Origin of the sequence: Streptomyces sp. NBC_00234, assembly GCF_036195325.1 — a bacterium.
Classification (GTDB): domain Bacteria; phylum Actinomycetota; class Actinomycetes; order Streptomycetales; family Streptomycetaceae; genus Streptomyces.
Genome location: NZ_CP108101.1, coordinates 7,835,011 through 7,854,640, shown reverse-complemented (window position 1 = coordinate 7,854,640; position 19,630 = coordinate 7,835,011). Strand labels below are relative to the sequence as shown.

The 19,630-nt window shown below is 68.9% G+C and carries 8 protein-coding genes; all 8 read right to left on the bottom strand.

Features of this window, described 5'->3' with window-relative positions:
• Window positions 1-228: 228 nt before the first annotated feature.
• The 8 genes from OG230_RS34365 to OG230_RS34330 all read right to left on the bottom strand — a co-directional run bounded on the left by OG230_RS34365 (window position 229) and on the right by OG230_RS34330 (window position 19,451).
• On the bottom strand, window positions 229-1,185 hold the full coding sequence (locus OG230_RS34365; RefSeq protein ID WP_328907673.1) for a GDP-L-fucose synthase family protein: 957 nt from the start codon (window positions 1,183-1,185) through the stop codon (window positions 229-231).
• Between the two features lie 797 nt (window positions 1,186-1,982).
• Entirely contained in the window at window positions 1,983-2,417 is a 435-nt protein-coding gene (locus OG230_RS34360; RefSeq protein WP_328907672.1) for a DUF6892 domain-containing protein, read from the bottom strand.
• Complete coding sequence (locus OG230_RS34355; RefSeq protein WP_328907671.1) at window positions 2,414-2,821, bottom strand: hypothetical protein; 408 nt, start codon at window positions 2,819-2,821, stop codon at window positions 2,414-2,416. The genes OG230_RS34360 and OG230_RS34355 overlap by 4 nt, the downstream gene beginning before the upstream one ends.
• 429 nt (window positions 2,822-3,250) lie before the next feature.
• On the bottom strand, window positions 3,251-6,757 hold the full coding sequence (locus tag OG230_RS34350) for a S8 family serine peptidase (protein WP_328907670.1): 3,507 nt from the start codon (window positions 6,755-6,757) through the stop codon (window positions 3,251-3,253).
• Window positions 6,758-7,061: 304 nt separating this feature from the next.
• Window positions 7,062-10,565 carry a S8 family serine peptidase gene (locus OG230_RS34345; RefSeq protein ID WP_328907669.1) on the bottom strand — a complete coding sequence of 1,168 codons (3,504 nt, stop codon included), beginning with the start codon at window positions 10,563-10,565 and terminating at the stop codon, window positions 7,062-7,064.
• A gap of 453 nt (window positions 10,566-11,018) precedes the next feature.
• Complete coding sequence (locus OG230_RS34340; RefSeq protein ID WP_328907668.1) at window positions 11,019-12,014, bottom strand: helix-turn-helix domain-containing protein; 996 nt, start codon at window positions 12,012-12,014, stop codon at window positions 11,019-11,021.
• 176 nt (window positions 12,015-12,190) lie between these two features.
• Window positions 12,191-15,934 (bottom strand): S8 family serine peptidase, encoded by a 3,744-nt coding sequence (locus OG230_RS34335; RefSeq protein WP_328907667.1) that lies wholly within the window; start codon window positions 15,932-15,934, stop codon window positions 12,191-12,193.
• A 622-nt stretch (window positions 15,935-16,556) separates the two neighbouring features.
• The gene (locus OG230_RS34330) at window positions 16,557-19,451 is read right to left on the bottom strand and encodes a helix-turn-helix transcriptional regulator (RefSeq protein ID WP_328907666.1); all 2,895 of its coding nucleotides are present in this window, start codon (window positions 19,449-19,451) and stop codon (window positions 16,557-16,559) included.
• Window positions 19,452-19,630 lie beyond the last annotated feature (179 nt).

Genomic DNA, 19,630 nt, shown 5'->3' with positions numbered 1-19,630 from the left:
GCACCGATCCGGCCGTAACTGACCGGCACCACCAGGCCCTCGGCTGTCACTTCGTAGAACGGTGCGCGCCGCCGCCGTCCTGGGACAGCTCCGGACAGGTCTTCATCGTCATGTCGAAACGGTAGGGCCACCACTGACTACAGCCTCTCGCGAGCCTCTGGTCAGGAGTGATGAAGAGCTCTGTGACCATGGACACCGGCATCGCACGGTCCGGCGGCGGGATCGGCCTCAGTGCTGTGCCCGCCACCAGGCGTACGTGGACGCGATGCCGTCGCGCAGCGCGATCGACGGCTTCCAGCCGAGCCCGTTGATGCGGGACACGTCGAGCAGTTTGCGCGGGGTGCCGTCGGGCTTGCTCGTGTCCCAGGCCAGCCTCCCCTCGAAGCCCGTCACCTCGGCAACAGTCTCGGCCAGTTCGCGGATGGTGAGGTCCTCGCCGCAGCCGATGTTGACCGGCTCGTCGCCGTCGTACGTCCGCAAGAGTACGGCGCAGGCCTCGGCCAGGTCGTCGACGTGCAGGAACTCACGGCGCGGGGTGCCGGAACCCCAGAGCACGATCTCCTCGTGACCGGCTTCGCGGGCCTCGTGGAAGCGGCGGATCAGCGCCGGCAGGACGTGCGACGTCTCCAGGTCGAAGTTGTCGCCGGGCCCGTAGAGATTGGTCGGCATGGCCGAGATGTAGGCGGCGCCGTACTGCTTCCGGTACGACTGGACCTGCACGATTCCGGCGATCTTGGCCAGCGCGTACGCCTCGTTGGTCGGCTCCAGCGGACCGGTGAGCAGGGCGTCCTCGGAGATCGGCTGGGGTGCGAGCCCGGGGTAGATGCAGGACGATCCGAGGAAGAGGAGCCGCTCGACTCCCGCGGCGTGCGCCCCGGCGACGACGCTCAGCTGGATCTGGAGGTTCTCCTCCAGGAACTGCACCGGGCTTGTGCTGTTCGCCAAGATCCCGCCGACCTTGGCGGCGGCGAGGACCACGGCGTCGGGGCGGGTCCCGGCGAGGAACGCGGCGGTCCATGCCGCGTCGCGCAGATCGAGCTCGGCGCGGCCGCGGGTGAGCACCTCGTACCCGTCCGCGCCCAGCCGGCGGGCCACCGCGGAGCCGACGAGGCCGCGGTGCCCCGCGACGAACACGCGGGCCCGCTCGGGCAGATACGACATCGGTCCGGTCGTCGATTCAGTCATGGACTGGATAATGCCAGGCAATGAGTGGCCGAATACCACATAACGGCACACGATCTCTCAATTCATCACATACGAAAGGAACACGCGGGCGACCTCGCCGCGCCGCAGATACGCCCAGGCGGGGCGAGCCCACCTGGGGCCCACCCGCCGCCGCCCTCTTTCCCGCAGCTCCGCAGGACCGTACGAGCGCGGCCTCGCGGCTCGCGGAGCGCGGCCGGACCCTGGGCTACTGGCGGGTGAGGGTGCCGGCCCTGCACTGGGACGGAACCGTCTTCGACGGGTCGGCCCCGCATCCGGCCGGGGCGAGCCCGTGTGATGGTTGATGAGTTCGCGGTGAGTCCGGCCGGTATGGCACTGGCCATCCGCGCCGCGTGACTCCCTGTGCAGGACGCCGTAGTCGGAACTCACCGGCCGACTCCAGGATATGCGGCGGGCAGACCGGACAAGGGTGGCGTGGGTCCTTGCCGGGCGGGGGCGCAGGCCGACGATCGACTCCCTGTTCCAAGACCCGGGCCATTCCCGGACCAAGTCCCGGCCAAAGACCCTTGGTCGCTCACGCGGCGGCCTGACCGTCGAAATTTACCTGGCTGTCGACGCCTGGCGTGGTCGTCCGGCTCGGCCGCCAGGCCGCCGGGAGTGGCCCGGCCCGGATCAGCAGCCTCCTTCTCCTCGCCCCGGCGGCGTGCCGGTGGGCCCGGCAGATCGCGTAATCGACCGACAAGCGCTGGAGGCGTCCGTGTGACGGCGGTGCGCGACCTCCCCGGCCGGGGCCGCGGGCGACGAACGGGTGCCGGGGCTCAGTCGGTGTCGATGCCGCGCGCCGCGAAGACCTCCGCCGCGTCCGCCACCGCCAGGACGCCGTCCTCCACGAAGGTGACCTCCCGCAGGTTGGGCAGCAGGGCGAGGTCGTCGAGCGCGCGGACGTCGAAAAGGTCGTCCTCGCCGTCCCAGGCGGGGGCGCAGTGCCGGAAGACGTCCGCCCCGGCGTCGAAGCACAGCTCCTCGACACGGGCGAGCAGTTCGGCCGGGATCTCCAGGGCCTCGAAATGGGCCCGGGACTCCGGCAGCACCTCCGCGTGCAGGCCGTTCTCCAGGACGTAGGACGCGGGGTCGCCGATCCCCCTCTCGGCCAGCCGCGCGGACAGGTCGTAGACCGGGAGGATCGGCTCGGGGCCGTACATGAGCTCCTCGATGACGAGCAGCTTGAGGTTGAAGTCGCGGAACTGGCTCATGGGACATGAGTACCACGGAGGTACGACACGGGTACTCCGCCTGGCGAGCGCGGACTCGAAGCCAGGGGATGGCCGGCGGCCTCCACGACGAGGTCTGGCGCCACGCCTGCTTCGGCGGCCTGCTGCGGAGTGAGTGCCTCGGCGGCTCCCAGCTCGCGGGCCTGGACGAGTTTCGTCTCCAGTGTGCCGCCGGCGATGACCCGGCAGTTGGCGGCCGCTACGGCGACCATGAGCGCGGCCACGCCGACTCCGCCGAGCCCGATCACCGCGACGGTGATGCCCGTGCGCGGCGGGCGTACGGTGAGGACCGCACCGGGACCGACCAGGACCGCGCACCCAAGCAGTGCAGCAACGTCGGCAGGTATGTCGTCGCCGACGGGCACGATCGAGCGCCGGTCGACCACCGCTGGGTAGCGAAGGCGGACACTCCCAGGTGGTGGGCGTTGGCGATGCCGGCGCGGCTGAATGGCGGCCACGTCGGGGCTGTTCGCGACAAGCGCCTCCAGCCTCCCCAAGATCCAGGCTACTTCCGGACCAAGCCTGGCTCGAGGACAACGGCATGCGTCCGACCACCTGCGCCTTCCGAACTCCAACGACAGCTGGACCGGCCAGGCGGACCTTCCCGCTGGCCCCGCCCCGGCTATCAGACGCTGTTCCCGACGATTCAGCGCGTCGGCAGTGATCTGCCCCGGTTCGCCGGCCCGCGGAGCGGTACCACGTGACGATCGTTCCCGAGGTCATGATGCCTCCCCTCGTGCGTCCAGGGACACGGTCATCTCATGGCGAGGGCCCGCCCCGCCGGACGGCGGGACGGGCCCTTTGTGGTCGGTCCGTCAGGCCTTGTCGGGCCGTTCGGTGACACGGATGGCGTTGATCTGCGGCTTGCCACTCGTCGCCACGAACCGCACGTTGAGGACACCATCGGTAACGGCGACCGTGTAGGTACGGGTGACCGCCGCGTAGGTACCGGCCTCGCGCGTGATGTCGAGGGACGGCAGAACCTTGATGTCCTCGGCGAGGACGTCGAAGACCCGCTGGCCCGGCTTGCTGCTCGACAACTCGGCGAAGTCCAGCTCCACCGTGTAGACGCCGTCGGGGACGTTGTCGAAGCGGTATCCGTACATGCCCTCACGCGCGTCCTGGAACAGCTTCGGATCGTCGGTGCCGGCGATGGCCTTCGTCGTGGACCTGACGCTCGATGTGCCCTCATAGCCGAAGGCGCCCGCCAGGTACTTCCGGTCCGGCTGCCAGGTGTCCCCGAATGTGTCCACGGCAGTGTTGGACGCACCGGCGTCGACCGCGGCCTGGTATTCGGGCACGACGACCTTCACCGGAACGCTGATCACCGGGGCCCGGCCGCTGTCGGACTTCACCTGCACGGTGGTGGTGAGCACCTCGCCCGCGTGTCCTGCCGGGTCGACCGTGAGGGTGCCGGTGGCCTTCGCGCCCGCGGCCAGCTCGCCGCCAGTCAGGCTGACGGTCAGCCACGGGGCGTCTTCGACGACCGTGTACGCCGCCGAGGAACCCGAGTTGGCCAGCTCGAAGGCGCTGGTACGCGGCTCATCAGCGGGGAGGAGGAAGTCGTACGCCTTCGTGGCGACAGACACCTTGCCGGTCTTGAGCGCCTCGGACATCGTGACGACATCGCCCGCGTCGAGCGTCACCGCCTGCTCGAAGGGCTGGTAGGCCGGGGCGGTGAGGCTGATCGAGGTTGCACCGGACGGCGCCTGGAACAGGTACGAGCCGTCCGCTCGGGTTTCGCCGGTCATCGCCGTGTCACCCGTGCCTACGGTGACCGTCGCTCCTTCGATGGCCTCGCCGTCGTTGGCGTCGAGGACCTTGCCCTGCACCACACCGGACTTGCTGGTCCGGAAGTCGAGGCTGAAGCCGTCGGAGAGCGCACCGGGAGTGTCGTAGGAGTACTGGAGCGCATCGGTGCCCGAGGCGTTCTCCACGCCGATGGTGGCGCTGGAGCCCGATTCGACGCCGACGCCGGTGATGTCCTTGTAGTGGTAGGAGATCTTGCCGTCCTCGCCGATGACCGCTGAGAACGAGAACCTCTCGAACTGGGCCGACCACTGGGTGACGTTGCGCCACTCGACGACGAACGAGCGGTGCGGGGCCGTGCCGATGACACCGGTGTAGACGCCCCCGGTGTTCGCATTCACGATCAGGTCGTCCCAGAACGGGTAGAGCGCCGCGTTGAGTCTGTAGGGGTGGGGGATGGCGCTGTTGACGTTGGTGGCCGACGACGGGGCGTCGAAGGACAGCGCACCGTTCGTGGATATCCAGCCGGAGGCGTAGGTCCTGCCGTAGAACGGGACCTGGAAGGGCAGGGTGATCGGCAGGTACTCCGAGTCGCCGGTGAGGGTCGTCTTGTCCGTGCCGGCGACGTACTCGGTGTTGTCGGCGCCCTGGCAGGCGTACCCGAAGGCGTCCGTGCGGTCCGCCAGGGAAATGTCCGCGGTGGCATCGGCCGTGACATCCACGTGCGCGGTGCCCACGGCGGCGCAGCGGATGCGGGGCGAGGCCGTCACGTCGTAGGTGCCGAGGGGCAGGGCCACCTCGTAGTGGCCCTGGGCGTTCGCGGTGGCGGTGACGGGGGTGTTCTTGACGGTGATCGTCGCGCCCGCCGCGGGTCCGGCTCTGGAGGTGACCGTTCCCGAGACCTTGACCGACGGTGCCTGCTCCAGCGTGAAGTCCCGGGTGGTGGTCTGCCCCTGCGTGATCGTGACCGAACTCGTATCCGTGGAGTAGCCGAACTTGCTTGCCGTGAGCGTGTAGTCGCCGACGGGCAGCTTGGGCAGCGTGAACGTGCCGTCGGCTGCGGTGTCGAGGGTGCGGTCCATCGGGCCGTCCACGTTCAGCTTCGCCCCGGCGACCGGCTCGCCGCCCGAGGTGACCGTGCCACCCAGCGCGCCGTTCGGCCCGTGCGGTGTGGCAGAGACTGCCTTGTAGGCGTTGAGCCTGCCCTCACCGAAGACGTTGTTCTTGGCCGCGGTGCCGCCGCAGGTGGTGTTGTCGGTGTCGATCGCGGTCTGGTTGAGGAACGCTTCGGTCCGTGCCACGTCGCCCTGGATGGCGGGGGACGCCGACCACATCAGCGCGACCGTCGCCGCGGTGTGCGGCGAGGCCATCGACGTACCGCTGGCCGGGGCGTAGCCGCCTCCGGTGACGCTCGAACGCACATTGACGCCCGGTGCGGCGAGGTTCGGCTTGATCGTCCCGTTCTCGCCGGAGCCCCGGGAGGAGTACAGGAAGATTTCGTTGTTGATGTCGAACGCGCCGGAGCTGTAGCTGCTCACGTACGAACCGGGAAACCCGCTGGTGTTGCAGATCGGTCCGGAGTTGCCGTTGGAGAATGCCGGGAAGATGCCGGCGGCCCGCCAGGCGGCCACAATATCCTGATACATGGGGTTGGAGCCGTCCCCACCCCAGGAGTTGTTCACCACGTCGGGCGCCAGGTCCGGGCGCGGGTTGCCGCCCCTCAGATCCGTGGGCGCGATCATCCACTGCCCAGCGGCGAGCAGCGGGGCGGTGTTGCAGAGCTTGAATGTGCAGGCCTTGACGCTGATCCACTTGGCACCCGGCGCGACACCGACCCTGTTGGTGCCGCCGTCGTCGCCGACCATGGTGCCCATGGTGTGCGTGCCGTGACCGCTGGTGTCGCACGGCGCGGCAACGTCGCATTCCTGGGTCGGGTCGAACCAGTTGTATTCGTGGTCGTACGTGCCGTCGGCCTTGAGACCGCGGTACTGCTTCTTGAGCGCCGGGTGGTCGTACTGGACGCCGGAGTCGATGTTGGCGACCACGATGCCCTCACCGCGCACCCCGATTTCGTCCCAGACCCTCGGAGCCTCGATCCGGTCGACGTTCCACTCGACCGCGTCGACCGTGGGCTCGGTCTCGGCCGCGACCGGCGTGTCGAGCTCGATCGCCTCGTCCGAGTTGATCTGCGCGACCTCGGGCAGGGCAGCCAGCTTGTCTACGAGTTCCTTGCCGCCGACAACCTGGAGGGAGTTGTTGATCCAGAAGGAGGTGTGGTCGACTCCCGCCGACTTCAGCAGCTTCACCGCGTTGGCCTGGGATGTCTTGGCCTGCTGCTTCTTCGCCGCCAGGACGGCCGTCGCCTTCTCGGTCTTCGTCCGGGCCTTCGCCGCCGCCCGGAGGTCGGCGTCGCGGCCGAACTCGACCCAGAAGGTGACCTTCTTCTCCTTCTGAAGCTGTCCGAGCAGCTCGGGCTCCACCTTCCGCTCGGCCACGGGCTCGTCCCGGACCTGCTGCGCGAACGAGGTGCCACCGGCGACCGGCACCAGCAAAGGTATGACCAAGGCCGCCAAGGCCGAACGCAACAGTCTTCTCTGTCTTGCCACAAGATTTCCTTCCGAAAAAGGGCGAGGGCCGCCCACCGCGGGATGGAGAAGAAGCGGTGCGGATCACCCGCCCGCGAAGCCAACTGCCTTGTCGATTGGGCCTGCGGAGTCCCGACTGAGGCATGAGGCGAATCAAGAGATGCCAAGGGCGCATGAATGCCATGGCTCAAACGCGCCATGAAAGTGGCGGAGCCAGGCGCGGGCCCAAGGCGAACGACGGCGAAGGGCCCGCCCCGCTGGGCGGCGGGACGGGCCCGTTGTGGTCGGTCCGTCAGGCCTTGTCGGGCCGTTCGGTGACGCGGATCGCGTTGATCAGCGTCTTGCCGCTGCCCGCCACGAACCGCACGTCGAGCACACCGTCGGTCACGGTGACCGTGTAGGTCTGAGTGACCGCGGCATAGGAGCCGGCCTTGTAGGCGATGTCGAGGGACGGCAGTACCTCGATGTCCTCGGCGAGGACGTCGAAGACCCGCTGGCCCGGCTTGCTGCTCGACAGCTCCGCGAAGTCCAGCTCCAGCGTGTAGACGCCATCGGGGACGTTGTCGAAGCGGTAGCCGGTCATGCCCTCGCGCGCGTCCTGGAACAGCTTCGGATCGTCGGTTCCGGCGATGGCCTTCGTCGTGGACCTGACGCTTGACGTGCCCTCATAGCCGAAGTCGCCCGCCAGGTGCTTCCGGTCCGGCTGCCAGGTGTCGCCGAATGTGTCCACGGCGGCGCTGGAGGCACCGGCCTGAAGTGCTGCCTGGTAGCGGGGCACGACGACCTTCACCGGAATGTTGACCACCGGGGCCCGGCCGCTTGCGGAGTTCACCTGCACGGTGGTGGTGAGCACCTCGCCCGCCGCATACCCGGCCGGGTCGACCGAGAGGGTGCCGGTGGCCTTCTCGCCCGTGGCCAGCTCGCCGCCGGTCAGGCTGACCGTCAGCCACGGGGCGTCTTCGACGACCGTGTACGCCGCCGAGGAACCCGAGTTGGCCAGCTCGAAGGCGCGGGCACGCTGCTGGCCGGCGGGGACGACGATCTCGTACGCCTTCGTCGCGGCCGTCACCTTGCCTGTCTTGAGCGACGCCTCGGACATCGTCACGACACCGCCCGCGTCAACCGTCACCGCCTGCTCCGACGGCTGATAGACCGGGGCGGTGAACCTGATCGAGGTTGCACCGGACGGCGCCTGGAACAGGTACGAGCCGTCCGCTCGGGTTTTGCCGGTCATCACCGTGCCACCCGTGCCCAGGGTGACGGTGGCTCCCGCGAGGGCCTCACCGTCGTTGGCGTCGAGGACCTTGCCCTGCACCACACCGGACTTGCTGGTCCGGAAGTCGAGGCTGAAGCCGTCTGAGAGCGCACCGGGAGTGTCGTAGGAGTACTGGAACGCATCGGTGCCCGAGGCGTTCTCCACGCCGATGGTGGCGCTGGAGCCCGATTCGAAGCCGATGCCGGTGATGTCCTTGTAGTGGTAGGAGATCTTGCCGTCCTCGCCGATGACCGCGGAGAACGAGAACCTGTCCTGCCCGGCCAACTGGTGGATGACGTTGCGCCACTCGACGACGAACGAGCGGTGCGGGGCGGTGCCGATGACGCCGGTGTAGACGCCCCCGGTGTTCGCATTCACGATCAGGTCGTCCCAGAACGGGTAGAGCGCCGCGTTGGGTCCGGTGGTGCGAGGGATGGTGGTGTTGCCGCTCACCGAGGGCGAGGTGAAGGCCAGCGCACCGTCCGGGGATATCCAGCCGGAGGTGTAGGTCCTGCCGTACAACGGGACCTGGAAGGGCAGGGTGATCGGCAGGAGCCCCTTGTCGCCGGTGAGGGTCGTCTTGTCCGTGCCCGCGACGTACTCGGTGTTGTCGGCGCCCTGGCAGGCGTACCCGAAGGCGTCCGTGCGGTCCGCCAGGGAAATGTCCGCGGTGGCATCGGCCGTGACATCCACGTGCGCGGTGCCCACGGCGGCGCAGCGGATGCGGGGCGAGGCCGTCACGTCGTAGGTGCCGAGGGGCAGGGCCACCTCGTAGTGGCCCTGGGCGTTCGCGGTGGCGGTGACGGGGGTGTTCTTGACGGTGATCGTCGCGCCCGCCGCGGGTCCGGCTCTGGAGGTGACCGTTCCCGAGACCTTGACCGACGGTGCCTGCTCCAGCGTGAAGTCCCGGGTGGTGGTCTGCCCCTCCGTGACCGTGACCGAACCCGTATCCGTGAAGTAGCCGAACTTGCTTGCCGTGAGCGTGTAGTCGCCGACGGGCAGCTTGGGCAGCGTGAACGTGCCGTCGCCTGCGGTGCTGAGCGTGCGGTCCATCGGGCCGTCCACGTTCAGCTTCGCCCCGGCGACCGGCTCGCCGCCCGAGGTGACCGTGCCACCCAGCGCGCCGGTCGGCCCCTGCGGTGCGGCAAGGACCGCGTCGTAGGCGTTGAGCCTGCCCTCACCGAAGACGTTGTTCTTGGCCGCGGTGCCGCCGCAGGTGAGGTCGTCGGTGTCGATCGCGGTCTGGTCGAGGAACGCTTCGGTCCGTGCCACGTCGCCCTGGATGGCGGGGGACGCCGACCACATCAGTGCGACCGTGGCCGCGGTGTGCGGGGAGGCCATCGAGGTACCGGAGATCGTGTTGTAGCCGCCGGCCAGCCAGCTGGAACGCACGTTGACGCCCGGCGCGGCGAGGTTCGGCTTGATCGTCCCGTTCTCGCCGGAGCCCCGGGAGGAGAAACTCCCGATTTCGTTGTTGATGCCGAACGCGCCGGAGCTGTAGCTGCTCACGTACGAACCGGGCGAGCCGCTGGTGTTGCAGCTCGGTCCGGAGTTGCCGTTGGAGAACGCCGGGAAGATGCCGGCGGCCCGCCAGGTGGCCACAATGTCCTGATAGAAGGGGTCGAAGGTGTTCGCGCCCCAGGAGTTGTTCACCACGTCGGGTGCCAGGTCGGGGCGCGGGTTGGCGCCGGTCAGATCCGTGGGCGCGACGATCCACTGCCCCGAGGCGAGCAGCGATTCCTGGGTGCAGAGGGCTGCGCAACCCTTGACCGCGATCCACTTGGCACCCGGCGCGACACCGATCGCGTTGGTGCCGCCGTCGTCGCCGACCATGGTGCCCATGGTGTGCGTGCCGTGGCCGTCGTAGTCGCAGGGCGCGGCACTGAGGCAATCACTGGTCGGGTCGAACCAGTTGTAGTTGTGGTCGTAGGTGCCGTCGGCGTTGAGACCGCGGTACTGGTTCTTGAGCGCCGGGTGGTCGTACTGGACACCGGAGTCGATGTTGGCGACCACGATGCCCTCACCGCGCACCCCGATTTCGTCCCAGACCCTCGGAGCCTCGATCGAGTCGAGGTTCCACTCGACCGCGTCGACCGTGGGCTCGGCCTCGCCCGCGACCGGCGTGTCGAGCTTGAACTCCTCGTCCGAGTTGATCTGCGCGACCTCGGGCAGGGCAGCCAGCTTCCCGACAAGTTCCTTGCCGCCGACAACCTGGAGGGAGTTGTTGATCCAGAAGGAGCTGTAGTCGACTCCCGCCGACTTCAGCACCTTCACCGCGTTGGCCTGGGACGTCTTGGCCTGCTGCTTCTTCGCCGCCAGGACGGCGGTCGCCTTCTCGGTCTTCGTCCGGGCCTTCGCCGCCGCCTGCAGGTCGGCGTCGCGGCCGAACTCGACCCAGAAGGTGACCTTTTCCTCCTTCTGAAGCTGTCCGAGCAGCTCGGGCTCCACCTTCCGCTCGGCCACGGGCTCGTCCCGGACCTGCTGCGCGAATGAGGGGCCACCGGCGACCGGCACCAGCACCAGCGAGACCAAGGTCGCCAAGGCCAGATGCAACGGTCTTCTCTGTCTTGCCACGATTCTCCTTCCGACTTACGGCGAGGGTCGCCCGCCGTGGGGTGCGGAACACGCGGTGCGGATCACCGCACGCGCCAACTCCTTGCCGATTGGGCTTTCGGAGTCTCGTCTCAGAGGCAGAGCGAATCAAGAGATTCCGAAGGCGCAAAAATGCCATGTCGTAAACCCGCAGACGAAGTGGCGCAGCCAGACGTCCAGGTCGTACTGGGGGGGGCGAGCGATGAGCCGGCCTCGGCGCGGGCGGTCGATTGCGGTCCGTTTCCAGTCCCCGCAGTATCGAACCGTGAATGCGGTTCTCCCGGACACGTCATTCCGGCATCGTTCACCGACTGGCGTGCGCCGTCGCACTGTTCACATTTCCGTTGGAACGCCGGACTCCGAGCCGAGTAATCCACCCGTATATAAATCGAGTGGTCCATTTCATTCGGTCCGGCTGCCGTCCCGCTCGGCTTCGAGCCAGCCCAACCGTGACACCTGGAAGCCCAGCTGCATGCGGGTCTGCACCTTCGCGATATCCATCAGGTTCCGGACCCGACGCGCAACCGTTCGCAGGGATATACGCAGTTGGGCAGCGATCGCACTGTCGGTGAGGCCACCCAGCAACAGGCTGAGGATCTGCGCATCCAGATCCTCGATTGCTGACCCGTTCTGCACGGCAGTCGCGGAGCCGACGGCCTGCGTCACCTTCCCCCACTCGGACTCGAACAGCGCTATCAGCGCATCGAGCAGGCTGCTCTCGTACACGAGAAGGGCGCCGCCCCTTGCGTCCTTGGCCGGGCCAAGGAGCGGAACCATGGCAAACTCGCGGTCCACGACAAAGAGTTTCAGTGGCAGCGCTTCAGCAATGCGGACCTCCTCTCCTGCGGCCCGCGCCTCGACGAAATTGTCGAATGGTGCGGCTCTCTCGCCGAGGATCGCGCGTTCGAGTATCACCCGGTAACGAACACCGCGAGCGATGGCCGCACCATCGGTCAGGCTCCCGGCTGAAATGACTGGCGCCTTGACGAGGTTCAGGACCTCTTCCCGGGCGCCGAGTTGCATGTGACCGATGTGCTCACGGACGGCTTCGGTGCCGTGGATCACGTCGACAACGTCCGCGACGCCGCGCCCGAGTGCGCCCGCGCGGTAGAATTCCGCGAGGGAGTCGAGTTCGACTTCCGCCAGCTTGAGTTCGTTCTGCCGCTGGATCAGGAGCGCCCGCAACGTCGCCGGTGGGCAGGCCACGAACCGGGTGGTGTCGCCGTGACTGTGCCCGGCGAGCCCCCGGCTTTCGAGCGTGCCGAGGGTACGAACCACCTGGCCGACGCCGAAGCCGAGGGACTCGGCGAGCTCGGCGGCGGTGGCGGGGGCTAGCGAGATCAGCGCGCGGTAGGTGTCCGACTGTTCGGGGGTCAGTCCCAGCACGTCCGACAGCATGATGCTCCTCTTCGTGATCCAGAGACACGTTCATGACTTCGCAAGGGCCGTTCGGTGACGCGGATCGCATGGAGCCCACCGTCAGGAGCCCGGCCCGGACAAGGGATGCGCCCCTGGCACGAGGACATGCCTCGTGCCAGGGGCGCGATCAAGACGATCGGACTGTGCCGCGAGGGTCAGCGCACGGCGTAGGCCCTGATCAGGGTCTGTTCCACCTTGCTGCCGTTGGCGTCCCACGCCTTGACACGCAGCGACACGTGGCCCGATTCCGGGTTGCGCACGGTCACCGTGTAGTTGCCGCCCTGCTTGCTCTCCACCGTCGCGTCGCGCCAGGTGGCTCCGTCGTCGGTCGACGTCGTGACCTCGACCCCTCGGATGTCCGGAACAGCACCGGTCTGGAGTGCGAAGGCCAGATCGAAGTGGTCGACTGTGCCGCCCGGGGCGGCGTTCTGCGCATCCAGGTCCAAGCCGTACTTCGGCCAGAGCAGCGCGAGGTTCTCCCGGCCGCTCGCGGGCCGAACGGACTTGAACGTCCACGCGGTGCTGGTCTGTGTGGACAGCGGGAACCATGCCGGGCGTTGGGTGTCCAGGGTGACGCGGTAGGTCGCCGGGTCGGGGCTGACCGGCACCGTCGTCAGTGAGAGCCGCGGGGCCTCCTTGAGGAGCTTCCCGTCCTGGTACACCCGCGCCGTCGCCGTGTTGGCGCCGGCGAACTGGCTGTAGTGCCCCGGCTGGCTGTCCCCCATCTCCGGGATGGTGAGGTTGATGTTGTCACCCTCGCGGACCGCCACGGTGCTCGGCGGCCCGGCCGGGCCGTTCGCCGCGCCCAGCCAGGTCACGTTGTGCCGCTCGCCTGCCTGGTAGCTGCGGATCCGGTCCTTCATGCTGTGGCCGATCTCGACGCGGTCCGGGAAGACCGAGTGATACCAGCGCAGCCCTTCCATCGCCGGCCAGTTGCTGCCGGTGGAGTACCACTCCTCCCGCTCCGTGGGAACATCGAAGAAGTCCGGGACCTGGAAGATGAGGGCGTCGGTCGGACGGACAGCCGAGTCGGCGTCGCCGATCAGGGTGTCCTCGGCGCTGCGGTACTGAGCCTTCACCACGGCCGAGTTCTCCGCGGTGACCGCATCAGCAGGGTCCGCCGGAATCTCACCGGGAACCATCATCGCGATGTTGTACACCTGGGGAACGCCTGTGATCCCCTTCAGGACGATCCGGGTGGGACCATCGGCCACCCGGCCGAGAAGTTCCGCGCCCTCGTCCTGGGTGAGGGACCAGGCAGGGATGGAGGTGCCGATGACGCGCGGCACGATGGTGGCGAAGGGGCCGGGCCGGTCGTTGACGATGACCACTGCCTTCGCGCCCGCACCAGCGACCGCGGTGATCAGGTCGATGGACTTCCGGGTGGCATCGCGGGTGACCACCGCGAGCTTGCCATCGAGGTCCTTGCCGGTCAGGTCCTCCGGACGTGCCATTCCCGCGTCGACCGCCTGGAGCGTGCTGGTGCCGTGCAGCCGGGCCGCGTACATCACTTGTTCAAGTGGGAGCGCGCCGTTCTGCGGGGCGTAGGACGCCTGGATCACCGGCGAGTATCTGCGCTGCTGGAAGTGGAACTCGAACATGCCGTGCTCCACCGGCTTGGTGGGCACCACGTAGGTGTGGTCCCAGAGCGGGCTCGACGCGCCCTTCAGGAAGTCCATCCCGATCTTGCCGGGGAGCTGCTGGCGGTACCCGAACTTGAAGCCGCTCTGCTCGGACTTCGTGGGCGTCGCTACCTTGACCTCCTTGCCCAGCCGGGCGTCCAGCGTGATCGTCCGATCCGCCTTCAGTTCCACGATGGGCTCACCGGCGAGGGTGTAGTCCGTGGTCAGGGACGATGCCTCGTCCTTCGTGTGGATGACACCCATGACCGAGTAGCGCCCCTCCGGCACCGAGACAGTCTTGGTTCCACCCTGCGGGAATGCCTGCTGGACTACGCCGGTGTCCAGGTCGAACACCGCGAGTTCGCCGGTCGCCGGGACTCCGTTCCGGTCGATCGTGTTGACGGTGAGGTCGACGGTGGGGACGGACTTCGTAGCGCCGATGGTGGTGTGGACGGCGGTGCCGTCGGTCGCGGTGGCGGTGATGACGCCGGTGTAGTCGCCCATGGCGCCGAGCTCGGGATGGTAGGTCACCGTCATGCTCCGGGTGGAGTTCGCCGGGACCGTCACGCTGGTGTCGCTGAGCGTAAATGTGCCGTCCAGCGGTGGAGCGTTCTCCCCGACGGTGAACAGGCGCAGCGAGAGCGTCGTGTCCGTCGCGGAGGTGTTCGCGTAACTGATCGTCTTGGTGACCGGTGCGCTCTCGGCGGACGACTTGCCCATGCTGACAACGGCGGGGCTGGAGTGGACAGTGGCGTCGAGCGCCTTGGGTACGTCGACCCGGCCGCCGCCCTGCTGGTAGGCGGTGTACGAGCCCTGCTCGGCGGTGCCGACCAGCACCTGCTTGAGCCGGTCGGCGGTCCAGTCAGGATGGCGCTGGGCGAGGATCGCCGCGGCGCCGGACACATGCGGGGTGGCCATCGAGGTGCCGTTGGCCGCGGTGTAGTTGGCGTCGACGGGGGTGCCCATCGAGGTGCCGGCGGCGCGCGCGGCGACGATGCCCACGCCCGGTGCGGTGATCTCCGGCTTGACCGCGAAGGTCTCCTTGAGCGGACCACGGCTGGAGAAGTTCGCGAGCTGGTCCTGCTTGGACACCGCGCCGACGGTCAGCGCGGCGTCGGCGGCACCGGGCGAACCCACGGTCGCCTTGCCCGGGCCCGTGTTGCCCGCCGCGACGACGAACAGCGAGCCGGAGGCGGCGGTGAGCTGGTTGACGGCCTGGCTGATCGGGTCGGTGCCGTCGCTGGCTGCCTCCGTGCCCAGGCTCATGCTGACGACGTCCGCACCCTGGGACACCGCCCACTCCATGCCGGCGATGACTCCCGACTGGGGGCCACTGCCGGCGTTGTTGAGGACCTTGCCGACGTACACGTCGGCGCCCGGTGCCACACCCTTGTACTTGCCGCCCGACGCGGCACCCGAGCCGGCGATGGTCGAGGCGACATGCGTGCCGTGACCGTGGTGGTCGACCGCGTCGGGGTCGTCCGTGAAGTTCTCCATACCCTTCACCCGCCCCGCGACGTCAGCATGGTCGGGGTCGATTCCGGTGTCGAGGACGGCCACCTTGGTACCGGTGCCGTCGTAGCCGTCCGCCCACGCCTCCGGCGCGCCGATCTGCGCCACGCTCTGGTCCAGCGATACCTGCACCGGCCTGTCGAGCCAGAGCTTCTTGATGCCATCGGCAAGCTTTGGAGCCTTCGTCGCGGCGGCGCTGTCGTCGTCGACCGCCTCCCAGAACGTCGCCGCCTTCTTCTTGCTCGCCCGCAGTGCCACCGCGTTGGCGCTGGGCAGCTCGTCGGCCTTCACCGAACCTGCCGGTGCGGCCTGCTTGAGGGCCTTGCCCGCCTTGCCCGGCGCCCCCGCGAAGGTCGCCATCAACGGCACGGCGGAGCGGCGCGCGTCGTCATAGCCGTACTCGACCAACTTGGTCACATTGAACAGCTCGCGGTCGAGCTCGTCCGCGCCGAGGTAGGGCTGCGCCTTGTCCGGTATGACATAGACCTCGTCGCCCACCTTCATGGTGGTGAACGCCTCCGGGGTGCCGTCGGGGGCGGGCGCGACCGTTGCCGCCTGCAGGCCGTTGGCGTGGCGCTCCAGAGTCACGACCTCGCCCGTGACGAGGGTGATGGTGTGTGTGGCGACGACCGGGCCGTTCTCCTGCGGCTGGGTCGCCCGGGGGGCCGGCGTTCCGGCGGCGGCGGTGGCGGGGATGCCGAGCGTCCCCGCCACACAGGCCGTGGCCAACAGCGCCGTGAGTGCCCGATGCGAGCGGCGCGGCAAGCGCCGGAATATGGGGATGGCCAGGTGGACCGGGAACCTGGATGCACCAGCCGACAGTGACTGTCTCATGCGGTAAGGACCTTTTCTGAGGGGAGAATGCGCGCGGATACCGCGCGGAGGCGTGGATTCGGTATGAGCGCCGAGTGGCTGCGACGAAGGTGGTTGGTGCCCCCTGGTGCTGCTTCGCCGGAGCGCGAGTGGTGACGCAGCGCCGGCACGGCCGACCGCGCGCCCTGCTGCTGCGGCAGTGGCCCGCCACCGGCCGGTCAGCCTGCGGAATTCGCCCCGAAACCTAACTTCTTCGTTTCCACGGGCCGAGTATCGTTCGCGCACCGGCTGCCGGACGATTGGGCAGATGACCCAACTTTGCAGCCTCGCCTACGCCTAGGGTCTTTCGTTGGATCATGCCGGACCCCGCGGGCCCAGCATGATCCAAACGAGGGACCCTAGGGCCTGTCGTCAAACTGCCGTCGTTCGGCCGAAGGCCGGGCCGCGCGGTGTCTGGCGCGTGCGATCGCAAGGCGCCGGGATGTCCTCGTAGCGGAGCTACCAGGACATCCCGGCAACGCCGCGAGCGTGCGTGCCAGACACCGCGCGGCAGACGGAAGTTTGACGACAGGCCCTAGCGGTTGCCGCCGGCCGGGACGTCGATGACGACACCGGTTTCGACGACCTTGACGGCCAGCGCCGTACGGGACGACACGTCGAGCTTGCGCATCGCTGCTTCCATGTGCCGCGCGACCGTCTTCGGCGACAGGGTGAGGACGCCGGCGATCTCCCGGTTCGTCCGGCCTCCGACGAGCAGCCGGACCACGTCGAGTTCCCGGGGAGACAACTGATCGCCGTAACTCCGCCGTCCGCCCTGCCACGAGGGACGCTTCACTTCGACACCGCATGAGCGCAGCGTGTGCATGACGCGCTCGGCGTCGCCACGAGCGCCGAGGGTGGACAACCCCTGGAAGGTGTCGGCAAGGACGGAGAGCGCTGCGTCAGTCCGGTCCGCACGCAGCAGACAGCATGCCTGTCGCTCACGGCTGAGGAGGGCCTCGTACGGCCGTGGAAGGCTCTGCCACGCGTCGGCCGCACGCGCGAACAGTCCTGCGGCGCGCAGGGTATCGCCGTGCTGCTCGGCCTGGATCGCCCTGCAGGTCGACAAGGCGGCGTGCGGGCCAGGTGCACGGCGATCTCGCAAGCCCGCCGCGAAAGCGTCGATCAGGTCCTCGGCCTCGTCGGCGCGGCCGGCCATGAGCAGGGCCTCGGCCCGGACCGGAGCGAGTTCGGTGGCCCAGATCCAGGTGCCCTTGCGGTCCAGGAACCGGATCGGCTTGTCGGTCAGTTGCAGCACGTCGTCGATCCGCCCCGCGTGGAGCCGGAGCCTGGCCAGTGCACCGGCAGGTTCGAGGGAGCACTCCGCCCCACCGTGCTGATCCGCCTGTTCAAGGATGAGCCGCAGGCACTCGTCCGCTCGGTCCCGGTCACCGCGGGCCGCGTACAGCAAGCCGGTGACCATGGCCGGCGCCAGGCGACTCACCGGCTGCAGGAGTTCCTCGTCACAGGCCAGCGATCCGGCCCGGTCGGCCAGCCCGTCCCAGGCTCCGGTGAGCCAGTCCAGGTGGGCCAGCGTCACCTGCCCCATCCCATGGAGCTTCCGGTACTGATACGTGTCGGCCAGCCCCACGGCCAGCGTCAGCAGCCGCCTCGCCTCCTGGTACCTCCCCCAGATCAGCGCCATGTGCCCGACGTTGAGCTGACCGACCGTGATGTGCTGCCTCTCCGCGCTGGTGGAGGCGTCATCGGCGATCAACGCTGCCTCCGCCCACCCCTCCTCCTCGCCGAGCAGCAACAGCCCGCTCGCCCGCCCGACCCGGATGTTCATCCGGTCCCCCGGCGCCATCGAGGCCGGCAACTGCGCAACGCGCCGCAGCCACCTGAGGTGTTCGGCCGCCGGTGTCGTCGTCCCGTACGGCAGGCCGAGGAACATCATGGCGCGGGCTGCCTTCTCCGGGTCGTGCCCGAGGTCGGGCAACGCGCGTTCCATCTCGATCCGGGACTGCTCGAAAGCCTCCGTCTGCTGCAGCAGACGGGCGACATGGAAGCGGATCTCCGCCGCCTCGCTGGGCGTCGGCCCGCCGGCTTCCAGCACGAGCCGGAGAGCGTCCATCAGTTCGCGGTAACGCTTGTGCCCGCTGAGCAGGCAGAACGGCACCTTGCCGGTAAGCCGCACCACGTCGGCGGGCGGCAGGTCGGCGTTGGTGAGCAGGTCGTGCACGAGGACGACCGCCGTCGCATCGTCACCCGAGGCGAGGGCGAGGTCGGCAGACTGTTCCGCGTACCGGCACCATGCCGTCATGTCGCCGGCCTCCCGGAAGTGGCGCGCCAGCTGAGCCACCGGGAGCGGGGTGACGCCTTCGAGGATGTGTGCGGCACGCAAATGCATCGCCCGTCGCTGTGGCCCAGGAATCGCCTCGTACACCGCTCGGCACGCCAGCATGTGCCGGAACGAGACCAGCCCGCTCGCATCCTCCTTCAGCAGCCCCGAACCCACTGCCTCCGCCAGGCCCGCCAGCCGGACCCCCCGATCGCCTGCCGGCGCCGGCACCTCGACGACGATGTCCTCGGGGGCGGGGTCGGTGAGCACAGCAGCCGCACGCAGCATGACCTGCGCCGCCGGTCCGAGCCGGGCACTGCGTTCCCGTACGGCGTCCCGCACCGTCGGCGGTACGTCGATCTCACTCGGCCGCTGCCGCCCCCAGGAATCACCCCGCCTGGTCAGGTCGGTACGGTTCCACATCAGCCGGACGGACTCCTCGATCGCGAGCGGAAGCCCATCGGTCCGGTCGTGCAGGAAGGTCGCGAACTCGTCGGAAACCCGTTCCCCACCGAGCATCGAGGACACCATTTCGGCAGTCCCGGGGACATCCAGCGGCTCCAACGTCAGCCGCAGCCGCGCCGCTCCCGCCGGTTGGCGCGACGTCAACCGCAGCAGCAGGGAGTCCGGCGCGATTTCCTCCGGACGGTAGCTCACGAGCAGGCTGACCCGTTGCCTTTGGCGTGATGCCAGGAACAGCAGAAACTCCAGGGTGGCCTCATCTGCCCAGTGCACGTCCTCGACCGCGAGCAACCCGATCTCGAGCCGTTCGAGGATCTCCTCGATGGCCCGGAACAGCCGGTGCCGTGCCGCTGCCGCGTCTTCCGCCGGCTCGGGTGCCGGCGGCAGCGCCGACGCCCACTCGGGGAACAACGGCCGGAGCGCCCCCGCCAACCCGCTCAGGCCGAGCCCGGCGACATCCTCGGTCGCCGGTCGGATCGCGTCGACCAACGGCCCGAGCGTGAAGGGCTGCCGAACAGCCGGGCAGCCCGCCAGCAATACCCGCTGCTGGGCCGGGGCGTGCGCCGCGAGGAGCTCCTGGACCAGCCGGCTCTTGCCGATCCCGGCCTCACCCTCGACCAGCACCACCACCGGCGGGCCCGACAGCGCGGCTCTCAGGGCGGCCAGCTCGCGCTCGCGCCCGATCAAGTCGGGCGACGCTATCGCAGACAGGTTGCGTGTGCCGGATCCGCTGGTAGGGATTCCTCTATCGCGGGAGGGAGGCGACGGCTCCCCCGAACCGTCGCGCCGGGCTGCGTGTTCAGGGAGCGACATGCGCAGAGGCTACAAGGCGGGGCGGCGGGCGGGTAGGGGGGAGCCGGCCGACC